Source organism: Asaia krungthepensis NRIC 0535, assembly GCF_025995175.1.
GTDB classification, from domain to species: Bacteria; Pseudomonadota; Alphaproteobacteria; order Acetobacterales; family Acetobacteraceae; genus Asaia; species Asaia krungthepensis.
Map to the genome: position 1 here is coordinate 59,817 of NZ_BAPV01000020.1, position 14,273 is coordinate 74,089.

The window sequence follows — 14,273 nt, forward strand, 5'->3', positions numbered from 1 at the left end:
GAAGCAAATTATCATGAAGATTCGTAACAGCCTCAAATCCGCCAAGATCCGCGACAAGGACTGCCGCGTCGTTCGCCGTCGTGGCCGCGTCTATGTCATCAACAAGAAGAACCCGCGCATGAAGGCTCGCCAGGGCTAATTCCCTGTTGATGCCAAAACGGAGCCTCAGCCCCGTTTTGATGCGTTACACGGCCCGTTTGCGGGCCGTCGTCAGGCCGTGTCTGCTTTTCAGCAGCGCGGCTTTTGTCGTTCTGGCGCCCCTCCCAGCCTTCCCGGCCCCTCCGCCCCATACGACATCGCTGCCCACGCCTCAGCCTCCGGCGGACACACCGCCGCAGGTCGCACCCCCGACCAAGTCGAAGCCCGACCCCCTGATTGAGGCCAGCAAGGCCTTGCGCACCGCCACCAAACCAGCCGAAGCCCGCGCCCTTGAGCGTCAGGTCGAGACGCTGCGCCAGAGGGGCCTGACCGCCAGCACACGTCTGCTGCTCGAGAATGCCGATTCGAGCCTCAAGGACCATGACTACCGCAAGGCGGAGGGCGCGCTTGACAACGCTCTGGTGCTGCAGCCTGACAAGGCGTTCATCCGGCGCGGTCGCGCCCGTGTGCGCTATGCTGCAGGCGATTTCGAGGGGGCCATCAGCGATCTGGGGGTGGCCCTGCATCTGGATCCGGATGATCCCCTCTCCTGGCAGCTTCTGTCGCAGATAGAGGAGGAGCGTCACAACATTCGCGTGGCCCTTCAGGCGGCTCAGCAAGTGCTCGTTGTCGATCCTCTGGCCAGCGGCGCTGCCAAACGTGTGAAGACGCTGCAGGCTTCTCTGGATGGACGCGCGATTTAAAGCGCGTCACGATCTCAACTCTGCCTTGATTGCGCAGTTTGATGAGATGTCGAAGTCAAAGGAGAACATCATGTTCAAGAAGAACAAGGCCAAGGTCACTGAACTGACCGCCCCGGATGCCCCGAAAAAAGGGTGTTGCCTCAGCAAGATGTGCTGCTCGGCCAAGCCGCAGACCAAGGAAGCGATCATGGGCGGCCTGACCTTCCTCAGCATGTTCGGCCCCAGGAAACTGCGCCCACATCTTCAGCATCTGCTCGCCGTGATTGCGATCGTCACCTTCGTGGTCAAGGCCATCAAGCCGAAGCGCGAAGAAAAGACGAACTGAACTTTCCCCTCGGGGCTCTGCTCCAAACCCCGTCAGAGGGCCATCTCCCTCTGAGAACCCCGTTGAGGGGATGAAAGGGGCAAGCCCCTTTCCGGGGCGCGGGGCAGCGCCCCGCACCTTTCTGCCACCGGAAGACCCAACCTCAGAGAAACGAGATCGGATCGATATCGATGTCGATGCGCTCATGAGTCGAAAGCTTCACCCCCTCAAGCCACTGCCGGATGATGGGTTGAACGGCCACGTTGCGCCTTGTGCGCAATAGCAGCCGACGACGATGACGCCCGCGTAGAATGGCCAGCGGGGCTGGCGCAGGGCCAAGCACCTGCACACCGGGCAGATCGGGTGCCCGTGCGCCAAGGAGTCCGGCCACACGATCCGCCGCTTCGGCGGAATCGGCACTGACGATCAGAGCCGCCAGACGGCCGTAAGGCGGCCAGAAGCCGGGTTTCCTCTGAGCCGATTCCTGTTCCATGAAGGCAAGATAATCGTTCGAGACGAGGGCTTTCATCACTGGGTGATCGCCGAGATAGCTTTGCAGCAGGACTGTGCCGGGTTTTTCCGCACGTCCTGCACGACCGGCTACCTGATGCAGCAATTGCACCGTACGTTCGGCAGCACGCAAATCACCACCGCCCAGGCCGAGATCGGCGTCGACCACCCCCACAAGGGTCAGGTCCGGAAAGTGCCAGCCCTTGGCGACGATCTGTGTGCCAATGACCAGATCGATCTCACGCGCGCTGATACGACGCACGGCTTCTGCCGTGGCGGAGGGCGAGCCGAGAGTGTCCGAGGCCATGACCAGAATCCGGGCTTCGGGGAAATGCAGCCGGGCTTCCTCATGAACACGCTCAATACCCGGACCGACTGCGACGAGGCTGGATTCGGCCGCGCAGGAGGGGCAGGTTTCGGGCAGTCCCTCGACATGGCCACAATGATGGCACGTCAGGATCTGGCGCGCGCGATGTTCGACAAGCCAGGACGAGCAATTGGGGCATTCCATGCGATGGCCACAGCTGCGGCACAGGGTCAGGGGAGCGTAGCCACGCCGATTGAGAAACAGCATGGCCTGTTCCTCGCGCTCGAAACTGGCGCGGATGGCGTCCACGAGGACCGGTGACAGAAACTGCCCACGCTCCGGCGGCGCACGGCGCATGTCGATCAGGCGTACATCCGGCAGAGTGGCATTGCCGTGTCGGGCATGGAGCACGACGTGGCGATATCGCCCGTTCTCGACATTGGTCAGGGTTTCAAGACTCGGCGTCGCGGAAACAAGAATGGCTGGCACGTTCGTGAGCCTCGCCCGCACGATGGCCATGTCACGCCCGTGATAGGTCACGCCTTCCTCCTGCTTGAAGGCGCTTTCATGCTCCTCATCCACGATGATCAGACCCAGATCGGGAAAAGGCAGAAACAGAGCTGAGCGTGCCCCGACCACAACCGCTGCCTGACCCTGGGCGATGGCATGCCATGTCTCGCGTCTTTTCTTTCCCCCCAATTCGGAATGCCAGAGCGCAGGCTGAACACCGAATCGCCGGGCAAAACGATCCGTCCATTGGGTGGAGAGAGCGATTTCAGGCAGGAGCACAAGACATTGCCTGCCCTCTGCCAGACAGGCCGCGACGGCCTCGAAATAGACCTCCGTCTTGCCGGAACCGGTCACACCCTCGAGCAGGGTTACGTTGAACGCGCGTGCCCGCACACTATCGGTCAGGGCTTGAGCCGCTTCCTGCTGATCATCGGAAAGACGGGGCGGATGAAAAATGGGATCGGGCAAGGCAAAAAGCGGAGGCGCCAGAAGCGGCGCCTCGCGCAGAAGACCGGCAGCGGCCAATCCACGCACCACACCGGCAGAAACCCCGGTTCTTTCGGTGATCGTGGCTGTGGAGAGAGCGTCCTCTCCCACTGCGTCGAGCACACGCTGACGCGCCTCGGTCATGCGCAACGCTGTCGGATCGCCCCCGCCCCTGACCCAACCGAGCTGGACTCTGGTCGGCTGCGTATGGCGCGCACGAATGGCCATGGCCAGGACCAGACCCGGCGGCGTGAGCGTATAGGCTGCCAGCCAGTCGATGAAGCGCCTGAGGTCACGAGGCAGGGAGGGCATGTCCAGCCGCCCCAGCAGGGGTTTGAGCCGTGCCAGAGGAACAATACGCGCTTCGGCCGGAGCAAAATCGGCAGGAACGTCACTGTCTATGTCCCAGACACAACCGGTTTCCTCGCGTCGCCCCAGAGGCACGCTCACCAGATCGCCGGGGGAGACGCTGTTTTCGGGGGCAAGATAATCGAGCGGCGTGGCGAAGGGCAGAGGCAGCAGAACGCTGACGCGCACCGTTCTCTCGCCATCCGCCGCAAGCTTCAGTAAGCTCGGTTCCGTCATGCTGCCCAAGCGCCCCCTTTTGTCCTGCCCTCTTAAACGAGACGAGGCCCGCCGTCATGCTGATGCATGACCATCTCGAAAACTGGCTGGACTGGCTGGCGCATGAAAAGCGCTCACGCCCCAACACGGTCCTTGCCTATCGCAATGACGTGGCCTGCGCTCTTGCCTTCCTGACAGAGCATCTGGGGCAGGAGCCGGATCTCGATGCCTTCGCAAGACTACGCACGAGCGATTTCCGGGCCTGGCTCGCTTTCGACACCGCCAGATCGGAGAATGGCCGGGGCACGGCCGATGGTCGGGCCCGATCACGCGCAAGACGCGTTTCGGCGCTACGCTCGTTCTCCCACTATCTGGCGACGCGCCATGGTCTGAGCACGAGCACTCTGCGTCAGATGAAGGCCCCGAAGGTACGCAAGCGCCTGCCACGCCCCCTTTCCCGCGACATGGCAATCAGCGCTCCCGCCGAGATCGCGTCTCTGGCCGAACATCCGCTCTGCGCCGCACGGGATGAGGCACTCTTCACTCTGCTCTACGGTGCCGGTCTGCGTATCGGCGAGGCTCTGGCCGTTGATATTCGCGATTGCGATCGCGCCGCCGAGGCCGGATTGCGCGTGACAGGCAAGGGCGGCAAGGAGCGGATCGTGCCTCTCCTGCCCAATGTGCTCAAAGCGCTCATGTTATGGCGCAATCAGCACCCCTGCCCGACCCCGGACGCACCGCTTTTTGTCGGGCTGCGCGGCAAGAGGTTGCAGGCGGCAGTGGCACGCCGGGTCATGCAGGTCTGGCGCGAACAGAGCGGGCTGGATGCCAGTGCGACGCCCCATGCGCTGCGCCATTCCTTTGCAACGCATCTGCTGGAGGGCGGGGCCGATCTGCGTGCGATCCAGGAACTCCTCGGCCATGCCAGCCTTTCTACCACCCAGGCTTACACCCTGGCCGATGAACGCCATCTCCTTGCCGTATGGCAGGCCCATCCACGCGCAAGGAAATAAGAATGCTGCGCCCTGCTCTCGCGGTTTTCGTGGCGCTCGCCACGCTGCTGGCCCCTGCCAGCGTCCGGGCCGTACCCTGTGCTCCCCGGCATATCGCCGACATACCGCTGCATAATGACGGGTTGTTCCTCAATGCCCCGGTCATTCTCGACGGGAGACAGGCCCGGTTCATTCTCGATACCGGGTCGGAGGGCAGTCTCATCACGCCCGAGGCCGCTGGCGCGCTCAGGCTCAGCCCCGACCCGGCACATGCCACCATGATTCAGGGCCCTAATGGAAGGGGACAGCTTGCGCCCAATCTTCTGATACGCGCCCTGTCACTGGGGCTCATCCCTTTCGGCCAAAGATCGATCCCGCTCGGGGCGTTGCCGGGGGTGCCGATGCTGTCACCGCCCATCGCGGGGCTCATGGGTGTCGATCTGCTAGGCTCTTACGATATCGAATTCGATGTCAGGCAGCAGCGCCTGTCACTCTGGCTTCCTTCCCCTGGCTCTCTGGCCAATGGGCATTCCTCTCCCGGGCGTGTTCCGGCGGGAAGCGTCGCCTGTATGCCCGGACCCGCATGGCCGCAAGGTTATACGACCCTGCGTACAAGGCGGGAGGGCGCGAGGCTCGCCGTGTCCTTTTCTCTCGATGGCCATGAGGGAACGGCACTGATCGATAGCGGCGCACGCTCTCACATCCTGTCGCGGCGCTTTGCTCATTCCATGGGCATTACCGACGATATCCTGCGCAGGGATCAGGGGGGCGTGACAAGCGGTGTCGATCTCAATGCGCGCTGGTATCACTGGCATCACTTCCACGCGCTTCATCTGCTGGAAGAGAAACCGGGCACCGGGAATCCGATCTGGAAAGATCCGGTCCTGACTGTTTCGGACATGCGCGATGGAGCTGACATGCTGCTTGGAGCGGACTGGTTCGCCCAGCATAGCATCTGGATTTCGTTCAGCGCCGGCCAGGTATGGGTGCGCTGAATATCGGGCCTTAAAGGAGATCCGTGGTGGAGCTGAGGGGAATCGAACCCCTGACCTCCTCATTGCGAACGAGGCGCTCTCCCATCTGAGCTACAGCCCCACGGAACGGCTCGGAAGCTACACGGTTACGCCGCAAAGTCAAGAATATCACAATGCGCTCTGGCGGGCCGAGTTGTGCGATACCCCGCCCAGGCGCTACAAGAGGCGTCCCGTTTTCATGATGCGAGACGCGACTTGCTGATCATCACCCTCTACAACATCGCCATGATGCTGATACAGCTCTTCACCTGGGCGCTGCTGCTCTATTGCGTGATGAGCATGCTGGTCGGGTTCCGGGTGCTCGATCCCAGCAACCGCTTCGTCTATAATGTCCTGATCTTCCTTGGAAAGATCGTCGAGCCGGTCTTGAACCCGGTCCGTTCCATCCTGCCCCAGTTCGGCGCCATGGATCTCAGCCCGCTGGCTGTTCTGCTGGGCCTCCAGTATCTGGTTGTGCCCGTGCTCAACCGTCTTGTCTCGGCTTCGCTGCACGCAGGTTTTTGACCCAGTTCATCCGACCGCCTCCGGGCCTGTTCTCTGCTCGCGCATGACAAGGGATATGCCCTCATCCTTCGGGGCTGAGGGTCTCCTGACCAGAAAAAACCCTCAGGCCATGCCCGACCCGGTCGAAGAAGGACGTCCCTAGTCGGCGACGTCGCTCAATTCGTGCCAGCCCAGCTTCGCAGACAGCAGCGAGGCCGTCTGACGTACCTGGGGGGCAAGAGCTTTCATGCGTAGAAGCGGCATATCGCTGGCGCGCCCTGTAACACTGATGGAGGCGACGATGCACCCTGTAGCGTCACGGACAGGCGACGCCACACAGTGGATGCCGATCTCGTCATCTTCCAGATCGAACACGCAATCCGTCGAGCGATAGAAGCGCATCCTGTTGATCCAGCTCGACAGGCCGGCGGGCATATGGCGATAGCTGGTCCGGTAGAGGCGGGCCCAGTCGGACTCCGTCTCGTCAAGGATCAGGGCGCGACCGGCACCGGTACGGGCAAGCGGTAAGTGCTGACCGGTACGGTTGCGTATGGTGAGCGGGGCACGCCCATCGAGTCTCATTAGATAGATGACCGCACTGTCCGAACGCACACCGAGATGCACCATCCTGCCCGTGGTGTCGTTCAGGTTCTGCAGGAGCGGCGCGGCAAGCCCCAGAAGCGGCGTTGCTGCCTGGGCCTGCGTGGTGAGGGTGGTCAGCTTTTCGCCGAGGCCATAACGGCCCATGGATTTCAGACGCAGCCAGCCTTGCTGAAGCAGCGCTGCTGTCAGGCGTTGCGTCGTGCTGCGAGTACACCCGATTTCCAGCGCCAATTCGGAAAGCGTATCAACGCCGGCCTTGACGGCCAGAATAATCGACAGGCCACGACCAAGGGTCTGTGTGCCCTGGGGCCAGTCTTTATCCGAATATGCCACATGCCGCTCCATGCTGTTTGAACGGTGCCTTGGACTTCTGAAGGGCTTCTCGTTCGCTGTGAGGTTGTTCTTTGCTCCACTGTGGGTGCGAGAGCATCTCATAGCGTTATTCTCGTGCCGATAAACCATTATCTTCGTTTTACGGTCACATCTATGTAATCAAGACTTTAATAGTTCCGATTTAGTCAAAAATTAGTGCTTATAGTCAGGAATTGTGATCTGGTAAACGATTGGCCAATATTTTCCCGTCACAAATAATCTGTCCCCGACGCTGTCATAGGCAATGCCATTCGGGACGGCATCCGGATCGCTCAGATTGACCTCTTCTTCGAGCGCGGTCAGATCGACCCAGGATTTGACTTGACCCGTTACGGGATCGATTCTGGCGATTTCTGGTGTCATCCAGATATTGGCCCAGATCTCACCATGAATATATTCGAGTTCGTTCAGTCTGTTTACCGGCGTTCCGTCAGCGCTCACACATACTTTGCCAACGACAAAGAGTGTCTCGGGATCGAGACGCTTCAGGCAGGCCGTGCCATCAGACAGAATGAGTGAGTGCGCATCACGGGTGAGCCCCCATCCCTCTCCGTCGTAATGGAAATGGCTCCTGAGTTTGAGGCCGGGCAGACTCCAGACATATCCATTGCCGCTTCGCCACGTGACGCTGATCAGCCTGTCATGCCAGTCGACGATACCTTCGCCGAAATGTCTGTCCGGAATTTCCGACTGCCCCAGCGTCCGGCCTGTTTCGGGTGACACCTTGCGTATGAAGGAATGACCGGACAGGCCGGTGCTTTCATAGAAAACCCCGTCCCTGAACAACAGACCTTCAGTGAACGCCGTCGGATCATGGGGAAGACGCCTGATGACCTGCACCGGAAAAACGGGAATCCCGGTCCCAGGATCAGCTCCGGGTCCCGCGTGTGTACCCCCGGCCTCATTCGCCTGAGCCGGTACAGGAACGCCCCATATTACGGCCATGGTCATAACGGCTTGAAGACGGCGAAGGGGCGTGGACATGGGTTTCTGGCTCGGCGATGCAAACATCGTCAGCCTATACCGGGTCCGCACTGTTTCGGATAATCACCCTCGCTCGACTGATCCCATCAGGACGCCACGCATTCAGCCTTCCGCTGTCTGGGAGCCGGGCTTGTAGATGGCCATGAAGGCATGGCCGATACGACGAGCGACCCAACGTACATGCTCGGGGCTTGAGTCGACAGGAAGTTCGAAGCGTTTGCGCTGTACAATCCTGGTCTGACAGAGCGCCATGAACTGCTCGGCCGCAAATACAGGGTCATCGGTCTCGATGGCGCCCTGCTCGATCCAGTGTTCAATCCATTTTGCGAGCGTGTTGACCGTACGGCCAAAACCATGACGCCAGAATGTGTCCGCCAGATCGGGGAAATGTGGTGCCTCGGACACGACAATACGGTACAGGCGCTGCGGCCCCGGCTGAACCAGAGTTGTGATGAACCGCTCGGCAAGCTGCACAAAGGCCTCTTCGCAGGTGATGGCTGTCACCTGACTCTGGCAAATGAACGGAGCCAGCTTGCCGCGGCTCAGATCCTCGATCACGGCTCCGAATAGCGCGGCCTTGTTTTCGAAGTGGTTATAGAGCGTCCCTTTGGAGACGCCTGCCCGGCAGGCAATCTGGGACATTGAAGCCCCTTCGTAACCGGATTCGAGGAAGATCGCTTCGGCTCCATCAAGGATCTGGCGCCTTTTCGCATTGCTCGCGGCGCTCTCAGGCAGCGAGGCTTCCGTTTCAGTCGGGACGCTTATGTCGTTCTTGTTCAACCGGCTCATCCGTGTGACGCATGGGGCCTCGCTCCTGTCCTGCAGGCCGAGCCCATGTCACCATGGGCTCTCGAGGCGGCTTCCAAAACTGACCGAACGGGTCGATCAGCGCAAGGGCAATCTGGCAGGCATGGCCCAATCCTTCAGTCCTGCAATGAGAATGACTTCAATGTGTCCATGAAAGGTCTAGGCATTCCAGACGTGGATCGCGATAAATTGGACTTGACGACCCGTTATCAGAGACATGAGATCCTTATGACCCCTACAAACCCGAATGCGTCGCGCCCCAGCCGAGCCCTGCCCCCGGGAGTTGTCACAGGTGATGACTATCTCACCCTGATCGAGGCCTGCAAGGAAGGCGGCTATGCGCTCCCCGCCGTCAATGTTGTCGGCACAGACAGCGTCAATGCGGTGCTCGAAGCCGCGGCAAAGAACAATTCAGATGTGATCATCCAGTGCTCCAATGGCGGGGCGCGCTTTTATGCCGGTGAAGGCCTGGCCGACCAGCACCGGGCCCGCGTGCTCGGTGCCGCCGCCATGGCCCGCCATGTGCATCTGCTTGCCAGGGAATACGGCGTTTGCGTCATCCTTCATACCGATCACGCCGATCGCAAGCTTGTGCCCTGGGTCGAGGGTCTGCTTGAGCTGAGCGAGGCAGAAGTCGCGGCAGGTCGTCCGCCGCTCTTCTCGTCGCATATGCTCGATCTCTCGGCTGAACCTCTCGAGGATAATCTGTCTGAGTGCGCGCGCCTGCTGCCCCGCATGGCCAAACTCGGCATCAGCCTCGAGATCGAACTCGGCGTGACCGGCGGCGAGGAAGACGGGATCGGCCATGATCTCGAAGATCACGAGGACAATGCACATCTGTACACCCAGCCCGAGGACGTCCTGACGGCCTGGAACCGTCTCTCGCCGCTCGGTCACGTGACCGTCGCCGCATCGTTCGGCAATGTGCACGGCGTCTACAAGCCAGGGAACGTTCAGCTTCGCCCGGAAATCCTGCTTCATTCGCAGGAGCACGTGGCCGAGAAACTGGGACTCGGGCCCAAGCCTCTTGCCCTCGTGTTCCATGGTGGCTCAGGCTCCGAGAAGGACAAGATCACGGCAGCCGTGTCTTATGGCGTGTTCAAGATGAACATCGATACGGATGTGCAATTCGCCTTCGCCAACGGCGTGGGCCAGTACGTGCTGGAACACCCCAAGGCCTTCCTGCACCAGATCGATCCCGAGACCGACACGCCCTACAAGAAGTTCTACGACCCGCGCAAATGGCTGCGCGTAGGCGAAAAGAGCATCGTGGACCGCATGGAGGAGGCGTTTGCCGATCTCGGCTCCAAGGGCAGATCGATCGCTTCGAAGGGGTGACATTCGTGACCTGCGAGATCGTCCGGGCGTTCAGTGTCATCCCGAGCCAGATCGAGATATTCGAAGCCACCTATGGGCCGGAAGGCCCATGGGCGCGGCTCTACCGCAATGTCCGTGCCTATCTTGGCACACGCCTGATCGCCGATCTCGACAAGCATGGCGACTATATCGCCATCGACGAGTGGAACTCGCATCAGGCCTGGCTGGACTTTCAGAAAGACCATCCAGACGCACTCGCCGCACTAGACGCTGCCTGCTCTCCGCTCTTGCAGGCCACGCATTATATCGGAGCCTTCCGGGTGGTTCTGCCCGCCCGCGCCTGATCCCTGCGTGAGGGGGCGCACAGAGACAGGCCGAAGCCTAGTAACGTTATGAAGAAAATACGATGAATCGGCCAGAAAGTCCTTGCATCCGGGGGGCATGACCTTTAATCGGGCGGCCTTGGCCCAAGGGGGCATGTTGCCCAACAGGCTGTCTACTGGTTTAGAGGTACGTGATGAACGCACTTGCTCAACTGGGGATGGTATCGGGACTCCCGAGAGATAACCAGACTGTCGCATCGAACACATCTCATGAAGAGGTGTGCAAGGATTATTTCATTGAGCGTGATGGTGAACGCTTCGCCGGTCATCACCTGCTGATCGATTTCTGGGACGCCACGAATCTGGACGATCCCGCAGCAATCGACGCCACGCTTTGCGAGGCCGCGGTTACCGCAGGGGCAACGATCCTGCACAGCCACTTCCATCACTTCACGCCCAATGGCGGCGTGTCGGGCGTGATCGTGCTGGCCGAAAGCCATATTTCCATCCACACATGGCCCGAGCGCAATTTTGCCGCCGTTGACGTGTTCATGTGCGGCGCCTGCGACCCGAATCTGACGATTCCGGTCATGCAGCGTCTTTTCCAGGCCGGTCGTGTCGTCTCTGACGAAGTGCGTCGCGGTCGTGAAAAGATCTCGCCTGCAGGCTGAGCGCGTTACGCTGCGCTCAAAAGCAGACAAGGCCGGGCCCGTTGCCCGGCCTTTTTTTTGATAAAATTGGGAGAGACCGCCTCATGTCTGAATCCTGGATCAACGAAACCCTCTACCCCGATTGGGGCCAGCGTTTTCGCGTCACGCGCGAGCTCGCACGCGTCAAGAGCGACTTTCAGGACATTGTCGTCTTCGAAAGCGACTTCCACGGCCGCGTGCTCGTTCTCGATGGCGTCATCCAGATCACCGAGCGCGATGAATTCGTCTATCAGGAAATGCTCACGCATGTCCCACTCCTGACCCATCCCGACGCCAAGCGCGTGCTCATCATCGGCGCTGGCGATGGTGGCGTGCTCCGCCGGGTGCTTCAGCATAAGACCGTTGAAAAGGCCGTCATGGTCGAGATCGACGGCGCGGTGATCGAGCTTTCCAAGCAGCATCTCCCCAACATCGCTGGCGACGCCTGGAATGACCCGCGCGCCGATGTCATCGTCGGCGATGGTATCGACTATGTCGCCAAGGCTGCAGACGGCTCGTTCGATGTCATCATCGTCGACTCGACCGATCCGATCGGCGTGGGCGAAGTGCTCTTCACCGACGCCTTCTACAAGGATTGCGCCCGCATCCTTTCCGCCCAGGGACTAATCGTGAATCAGTGCGGCGTGCCCTTCATGCAGGCGGATGAACTGCGTGAAACCAGTGCTCGCCGCGCCAATTTCTTCCCGCATGTATCTGCTTACGTCGCAGCCGTTCCGACCTATGTCGGTGGTTTCATGACGCTCGGCGTTGCAGCAAAGGGTGTGAACCCCACGAAGCAGACGGTCGAAGACGTCCGTGCGCGCGCCGAGGCCGCCGGTATTCTGGGCACCACACGCTACTGGACGCCGGAAATCCACGTTGGCAGCTTTAACCTGCCGCCTTACATCGCCGAGAACCTGCCTACGGAGGGCTGACCCCTCTCTTCCGTCCAGGGCTCTACCCTGAACCCGCGAAGGGGTTCGCCCCTTCGATCCCCGCCTTGACTCAAACGGGTGTCCAGAGGGCGGCCGTCCTCTGGCAGGGCGGGGGGCGAAGCCCCGCATAAGGCCGACCGTGCAGGGCGCCGCCCTGCACCCGCGAAGGGACAGGCCCCTTCGATCCCCGCTTCACTCAAACAGATATTCAGAAGACGACTGTCCTGTGGCGGAGTGGGGAGCGGATTCCCTAAGACCTAGTACCCTGATCCACTTAGCAGACGAATCACAAGGGTCTGCCACTCCTCCATGATATCGCCATGGCCCATGGCATGCCCGGCACGGCGGTACCAGTACCGGGCGTTATCCTGATCGCCTTCCTTGCGGTGGAGCCAGGCATGAACCCAGTTGCATTCGGCATCACGTTCATTGCTTTGCACGATTTCATGGGCTGCGGCCCAATCGGCGCGGCCGGCCCACCAAAGGGCGAGGAGGGCCGGAGAAAGGCCCTGAGGAGGGATAGTGTCTTCGAGGCTTTCCTTGAAAACAGAGAGGGTCATGCTCATGCGAGAGTCTCCCAATCAAACCGTACACCGGTCATGTTCTCAGAAGCCTGCCAGAGGTTTTGAGAGAGGGAAAGCCCCATGGCGACCGGAGGGAGGATCGCCGGGCCAGGGGGGCCACGCCGTTCCCCCGATCCCTGGGGACCGTAATAACCGCCATCCTGCGCCTGAGGCGACAGCGCCGCATGGAGCAGGGGCTCTGCACCAGCGGTAACGTCCTGCCCCATCAGTCGGAACAACCCGTTTCCGAGACGATCCTGAACGAGTGAAAGGACGCGACCGACGGGTGAACGCGAAAGACCGAGCGCGGCGCTGTTGGTGATGATCGCGCTGGTCGACCACCCGGGATGCGCAGCGCGCACATGCAGAGGGGCGTTCATGGCACGGGCACGGCGGTGCAGCTCAAGGCTGAAAAGCAGATTGGCAAGTTTGCTCTGCCGATAACGGGCAAAGCGTTTATAGCTTTCGGTGGAATTCAGGTCGTCAAGCGGGATCTCACCCTTCCACGCCGCCAGAGACGCCACAGTCACGATATGCGCCTGTCCGGCGATGAGCGAAGGCAGGAGGCGCCCCGTCAGGGCAAAGTGACCAAGATGGTTGGTGCCGAACTGAAGCTCGAATCCATCCTGGGTCGAGCGGCGCTGGGGAGGCGCCATGACCCCGGCATTATTGACCAGAATATGGATGGGCTGCCCCTCCATACGCTCTGTAAAGCGCGCAATCGAGGCGAGAGAAGCCAGATCGAGGCCCTCGAAGCGCAGCCGCGCCTGAGGAACGGCGCGCTCTATGGTGGCAAGAGCCTCACGGCCTTTTTCAGCATTGCGACCCGTCACGATCACCTCGGCGCCATGGCGCGCCAGCCCGAGCGCCGTGGCAAGACCGAGCCCACCGGTGGCGCCCGTGACGACGGCGGTGCGACCTGCGCAGGAAGGATAGCGTATGTCGCTCATGCCTTGTTCTTCCCCGAATGCTCTTCGGACTTGGCCTCCTTCATGGCCTCGTCGGTCAGGCGTTTCTCGTTCTTCTTGAGAAAATAGAGACATACCCCGAGGAAAATCACCACCAGAGAGCCGATGCCTATGGCGAGGGGCCCCGAGAGGCTGAAAATCTCCTTGCCCAGGAAATAGGTGGCCACCGCATAGCCGCCCGCCCAGACCACGCCCCCAAGCGCATTATGCCAGAGGAAGGATTTCCAGGGCATGTGGTTCGCCCCGGCCAGCAAGGCCACGAATACGCGCAGGATGGCAACGAAACGTCCGACAAAGACCACCGTCCCGCCATGACGCTTGAAGAGATAGCGCCCCAGAAGCAGGCGCTCATGAGTCAGCCCCACCTTGCCACCGTGTTTCTGCAGCAGCCTGAACCCTATGGACCGACCGATCAGATAGCCGAAATTATCGCCCATGATGGCGCCGGTCACGGCTGCGACGACCACCCAGCGTATCTCGAGATGATGGGTCGTGGCTGCATAAAGCGCGGCACCGATGATCAGGCTCTCGGCAGGCAGGGGCAGGCCCATGCTTTCGAGCATCACAACCACGCCGACAATGCCGTAGCCATACTCCTTCAGCAGATGTTCCAGAAAATGCAGCAGGGCTCTCATCCTTGGCGAGCTTGGCGATAAAGAGTCCGACTTGATGCCTGAAAG

At 60.8% G+C, this 14,273-nt stretch carries 17 protein-coding genes and 1 tRNA gene; 10 read left to right on the top strand and 8 right to left on the bottom strand.

Going from position 1 to position 14,273, the window contains the following annotated elements:
• Window positions 1-13 precede the first annotated feature (13 nt).
• The 3 genes from ykgO (at window position 14) to AA0535_RS10255 (ending at window position 1,167) form a co-directional block, all read left to right on the top strand.
• Window positions 14-139, top strand: a complete 126-nt coding sequence (gene ykgO, locus AA0535_RS10245; RefSeq protein ID WP_025886195.1) for a type B 50S ribosomal protein L36 — start codon at window positions 14-16, stop codon at window positions 137-139.
• 40 nt (window positions 140-179) lie between these two features.
• The gene (locus tag AA0535_RS10250; RefSeq protein WP_264816129.1) at window positions 180-842 is read left to right on the top strand and encodes a tetratricopeptide repeat protein; all 663 of its coding nucleotides are present in this window, start codon (window positions 180-182) and stop codon (window positions 840-842) included.
• 70 nt (window positions 843-912) lie between these two features.
• Entirely contained in the window at window positions 913-1,167 is a 255-nt protein-coding gene (locus AA0535_RS10255; RefSeq protein ID WP_127099572.1) for a hypothetical protein, read from the top strand.
• 142 nt (window positions 1,168-1,309) lie between these two features.
• Here AA0535_RS10255 and AA0535_RS10260 read toward each other — a convergent pair whose 3' ends face one another.
• Window positions 1,310-3,544, bottom strand: coding sequence for a primosomal protein N' (locus AA0535_RS10260; RefSeq protein ID WP_264815951.1), 2,235 nt, complete (start codon window positions 3,542-3,544; stop codon window positions 1,310-1,312).
• A gap of 56 nt (window positions 3,545-3,600) precedes the next feature.
• Between AA0535_RS10260 and AA0535_RS10265 the strand changes: the two genes are divergently transcribed.
• Both AA0535_RS10265 and AA0535_RS10270 read left to right on the top strand, forming a co-directional pair.
• On the top strand, window positions 3,601-4,536 hold the full coding sequence (locus AA0535_RS10265) for a tyrosine recombinase XerC (protein WP_264815953.1): 936 nt from the start codon (window positions 3,601-3,603) through the stop codon (window positions 4,534-4,536).
• Between the two features lie 2 nt (window positions 4,537-4,538).
• Window positions 4,539-5,510 carry a retroviral-like aspartic protease family protein gene (locus AA0535_RS10270; RefSeq protein ID WP_264815955.1) on the top strand — a complete coding sequence of 324 codons (972 nt, stop codon included), beginning with the start codon at window positions 4,539-4,541 and terminating at the stop codon, window positions 5,508-5,510.
• 24 nt (window positions 5,511-5,534) lie between these two features.
• Here the strand turns inward: AA0535_RS10270 and AA0535_RS10275 are convergent.
• A tRNA-Ala gene (locus AA0535_RS10275) sits at window positions 5,535-5,610 on the bottom strand.
• A gap of 134 nt (window positions 5,611-5,744) precedes the next feature.
• On the opposite strand from AA0535_RS10275, the gene AA0535_RS10280 reads away from it, so the two are divergent.
• Window positions 5,745-6,053: a YggT family protein gene (locus AA0535_RS10280; RefSeq protein WP_264815956.1), complete on the top strand. Its 309-nt coding sequence runs from the start codon at window positions 5,745-5,747 to the stop codon at window positions 6,051-6,053.
• A gap of 138 nt (window positions 6,054-6,191) precedes the next feature.
• Here the strand turns inward: AA0535_RS10280 and AA0535_RS10285 are convergent, their stop codons facing one another.
• From AA0535_RS10285 to AA0535_RS10295, 3 genes are all read right to left on the bottom strand, one after another.
• Window positions 6,192-6,968 carry an IclR family transcriptional regulator gene (locus AA0535_RS10285; protein ID WP_264815958.1) on the bottom strand — a complete coding sequence of 259 codons (777 nt, stop codon included), beginning with the start codon at window positions 6,966-6,968 and terminating at the stop codon, window positions 6,192-6,194.
• A gap of 192 nt (window positions 6,969-7,160) precedes the next feature.
• Window positions 7,161-7,991, bottom strand: coding sequence for a glutaminyl-peptide cyclotransferase (locus AA0535_RS10290; RefSeq protein ID WP_264815959.1), 831 nt, complete (start codon window positions 7,989-7,991; stop codon window positions 7,161-7,163).
• A 102-nt stretch (window positions 7,992-8,093) separates the two neighbouring features.
• Window positions 8,094-8,771: a TetR/AcrR family transcriptional regulator gene (locus AA0535_RS10295; RefSeq protein ID WP_264815960.1), complete on the bottom strand. Its 678-nt coding sequence runs from the start codon at window positions 8,769-8,771 to the stop codon at window positions 8,094-8,096.
• A 255-nt stretch (window positions 8,772-9,026) separates the two neighbouring features.
• On the opposite strand from AA0535_RS10295, the gene fbaA reads away from it, so the two are divergent.
• From fbaA to speE, 4 genes are all read left to right on the top strand, one after another.
• Complete coding sequence (fbaA, locus tag AA0535_RS10300; protein WP_264815961.1) at window positions 9,027-10,136, top strand: class II fructose-bisphosphate aldolase; 1,110 nt, start codon at window positions 9,027-9,029, stop codon at window positions 10,134-10,136.
• Window positions 10,137-10,141: 5 nt separating this feature from the next.
• On the top strand, window positions 10,142-10,459 hold the full coding sequence (locus tag AA0535_RS10305) for a hypothetical protein (protein ID WP_264815962.1): 318 nt from the start codon (window positions 10,142-10,144) through the stop codon (window positions 10,457-10,459).
• 173 nt (window positions 10,460-10,632) lie between these two features.
• Window positions 10,633-11,109: an adenosylmethionine decarboxylase gene (gene speD / locus AA0535_RS10310; RefSeq protein WP_127099586.1), complete on the top strand. Its 477-nt coding sequence runs from the start codon at window positions 10,633-10,635 to the stop codon at window positions 11,107-11,109.
• Between the two features lie 83 nt (window positions 11,110-11,192).
• The gene (gene speE / locus AA0535_RS10315) at window positions 11,193-12,062 is read left to right on the top strand and encodes a polyamine aminopropyltransferase (protein ID WP_264815964.1); all 870 of its coding nucleotides are present in this window, start codon (window positions 11,193-11,195) and stop codon (window positions 12,060-12,062) included.
• 257 nt (window positions 12,063-12,319) lie between these two features.
• Here speE and AA0535_RS10320 read toward each other — a convergent pair whose 3' ends face one another.
• Genes AA0535_RS10320 through AA0535_RS10330 form a run of 3 tightly spaced genes read right to left on the bottom strand, consistent with a single transcriptional unit; the run spans window position 12,320 to window position 14,156 of the window.
• Window positions 12,320-12,628, bottom strand: a complete 309-nt coding sequence (locus tag AA0535_RS10320; RefSeq protein WP_233581830.1) for a hypothetical protein — start codon at window positions 12,626-12,628, stop codon at window positions 12,320-12,322.
• Window positions 12,625-13,575, bottom strand: a complete 951-nt coding sequence (locus AA0535_RS10325) for an SDR family oxidoreductase (RefSeq protein ID WP_264815968.1) — start codon at window positions 13,573-13,575, stop codon at window positions 12,625-12,627. Before AA0535_RS10325 ends, AA0535_RS10320 begins: the two co-directional genes overlap by 4 nt.
• On the bottom strand, window positions 13,572-14,156 hold the full coding sequence (locus AA0535_RS10330; RefSeq protein WP_373319317.1) for a DedA family protein: 585 nt from the start codon (window positions 14,154-14,156) through the stop codon (window positions 13,572-13,574). The genes AA0535_RS10325 and AA0535_RS10330 overlap by 4 nt, the downstream gene beginning before the upstream one ends.
• Between the last annotated feature and the right edge of the window lie 117 nt (window positions 14,157-14,273).

Bases quoted from the DNA above. Each gene is read 5' to 3' on its own strand.
- AA0535_RS10265 (WP_264815953.1), top strand. From the start codon at position 3,601: ATGCTGATGCATGACCATCTCGAAAACTGGCTGGACTGGCTGGCGCAT.
- AA0535_RS10250 (WP_264816129.1), top strand. From the start codon at position 180: ATGCGTTACACGGCCCGTTTGCGGGCCGTCGTCAGGCCGTGTCTGCTT.
- ykgO (WP_025886195.1), top strand. From the start codon at position 14: ATGAAGATTCGTAACAGCCTCAAATCCGCCAAGATCCGCGACAAGGAC.
- speD (WP_127099586.1), top strand. From the start codon at position 10,633: ATGAACGCACTTGCTCAACTGGGGATGGTATCGGGACTCCCGAGAGAT.
- AA0535_RS10260 (WP_264815951.1), bottom strand. From the start codon at position 3,544: ATGACGGAACCGAGCTTACTGAAGCTTGCGGCGGATGGCGAGAGAACG.
- AA0535_RS10270 (WP_264815955.1), top strand. From the start codon at position 4,539: ATGCTGCGCCCTGCTCTCGCGGTTTTCGTGGCGCTCGCCACGCTGCTG.
- AA0535_RS10330 (WP_373319317.1), bottom strand. From the start codon at position 14,156: ATGCTCGAAAGCATGGGCCTGCCCCTGCCTGCCGAGAGCCTGATCATC.
- speE (WP_264815964.1), top strand. From the start codon at position 11,193: ATGTCTGAATCCTGGATCAACGAAACCCTCTACCCCGATTGGGGCCAG.
- fbaA (WP_264815961.1), top strand. From the start codon at position 9,027: ATGACCCCTACAAACCCGAATGCGTCGCGCCCCAGCCGAGCCCTGCCC.
- AA0535_RS10325 (WP_264815968.1), bottom strand. From the start codon at position 13,575: ATGAGCGACATACGCTATCCTTCCTGCGCAGGTCGCACCGCCGTCGTC.
- AA0535_RS10290 (WP_264815959.1), bottom strand. From the start codon at position 7,991: ATGTCCACGCCCCTTCGCCGTCTTCAAGCCGTTATGACCATGGCCGTA.
- AA0535_RS10255 (WP_127099572.1), top strand. From the start codon at position 913: ATGTTCAAGAAGAACAAGGCCAAGGTCACTGAACTGACCGCCCCGGAT.
- AA0535_RS10320 (WP_233581830.1), bottom strand. From the start codon at position 12,628: ATGAGCATGACCCTCTCTGTTTTCAAGGAAAGCCTCGAAGACACTATC.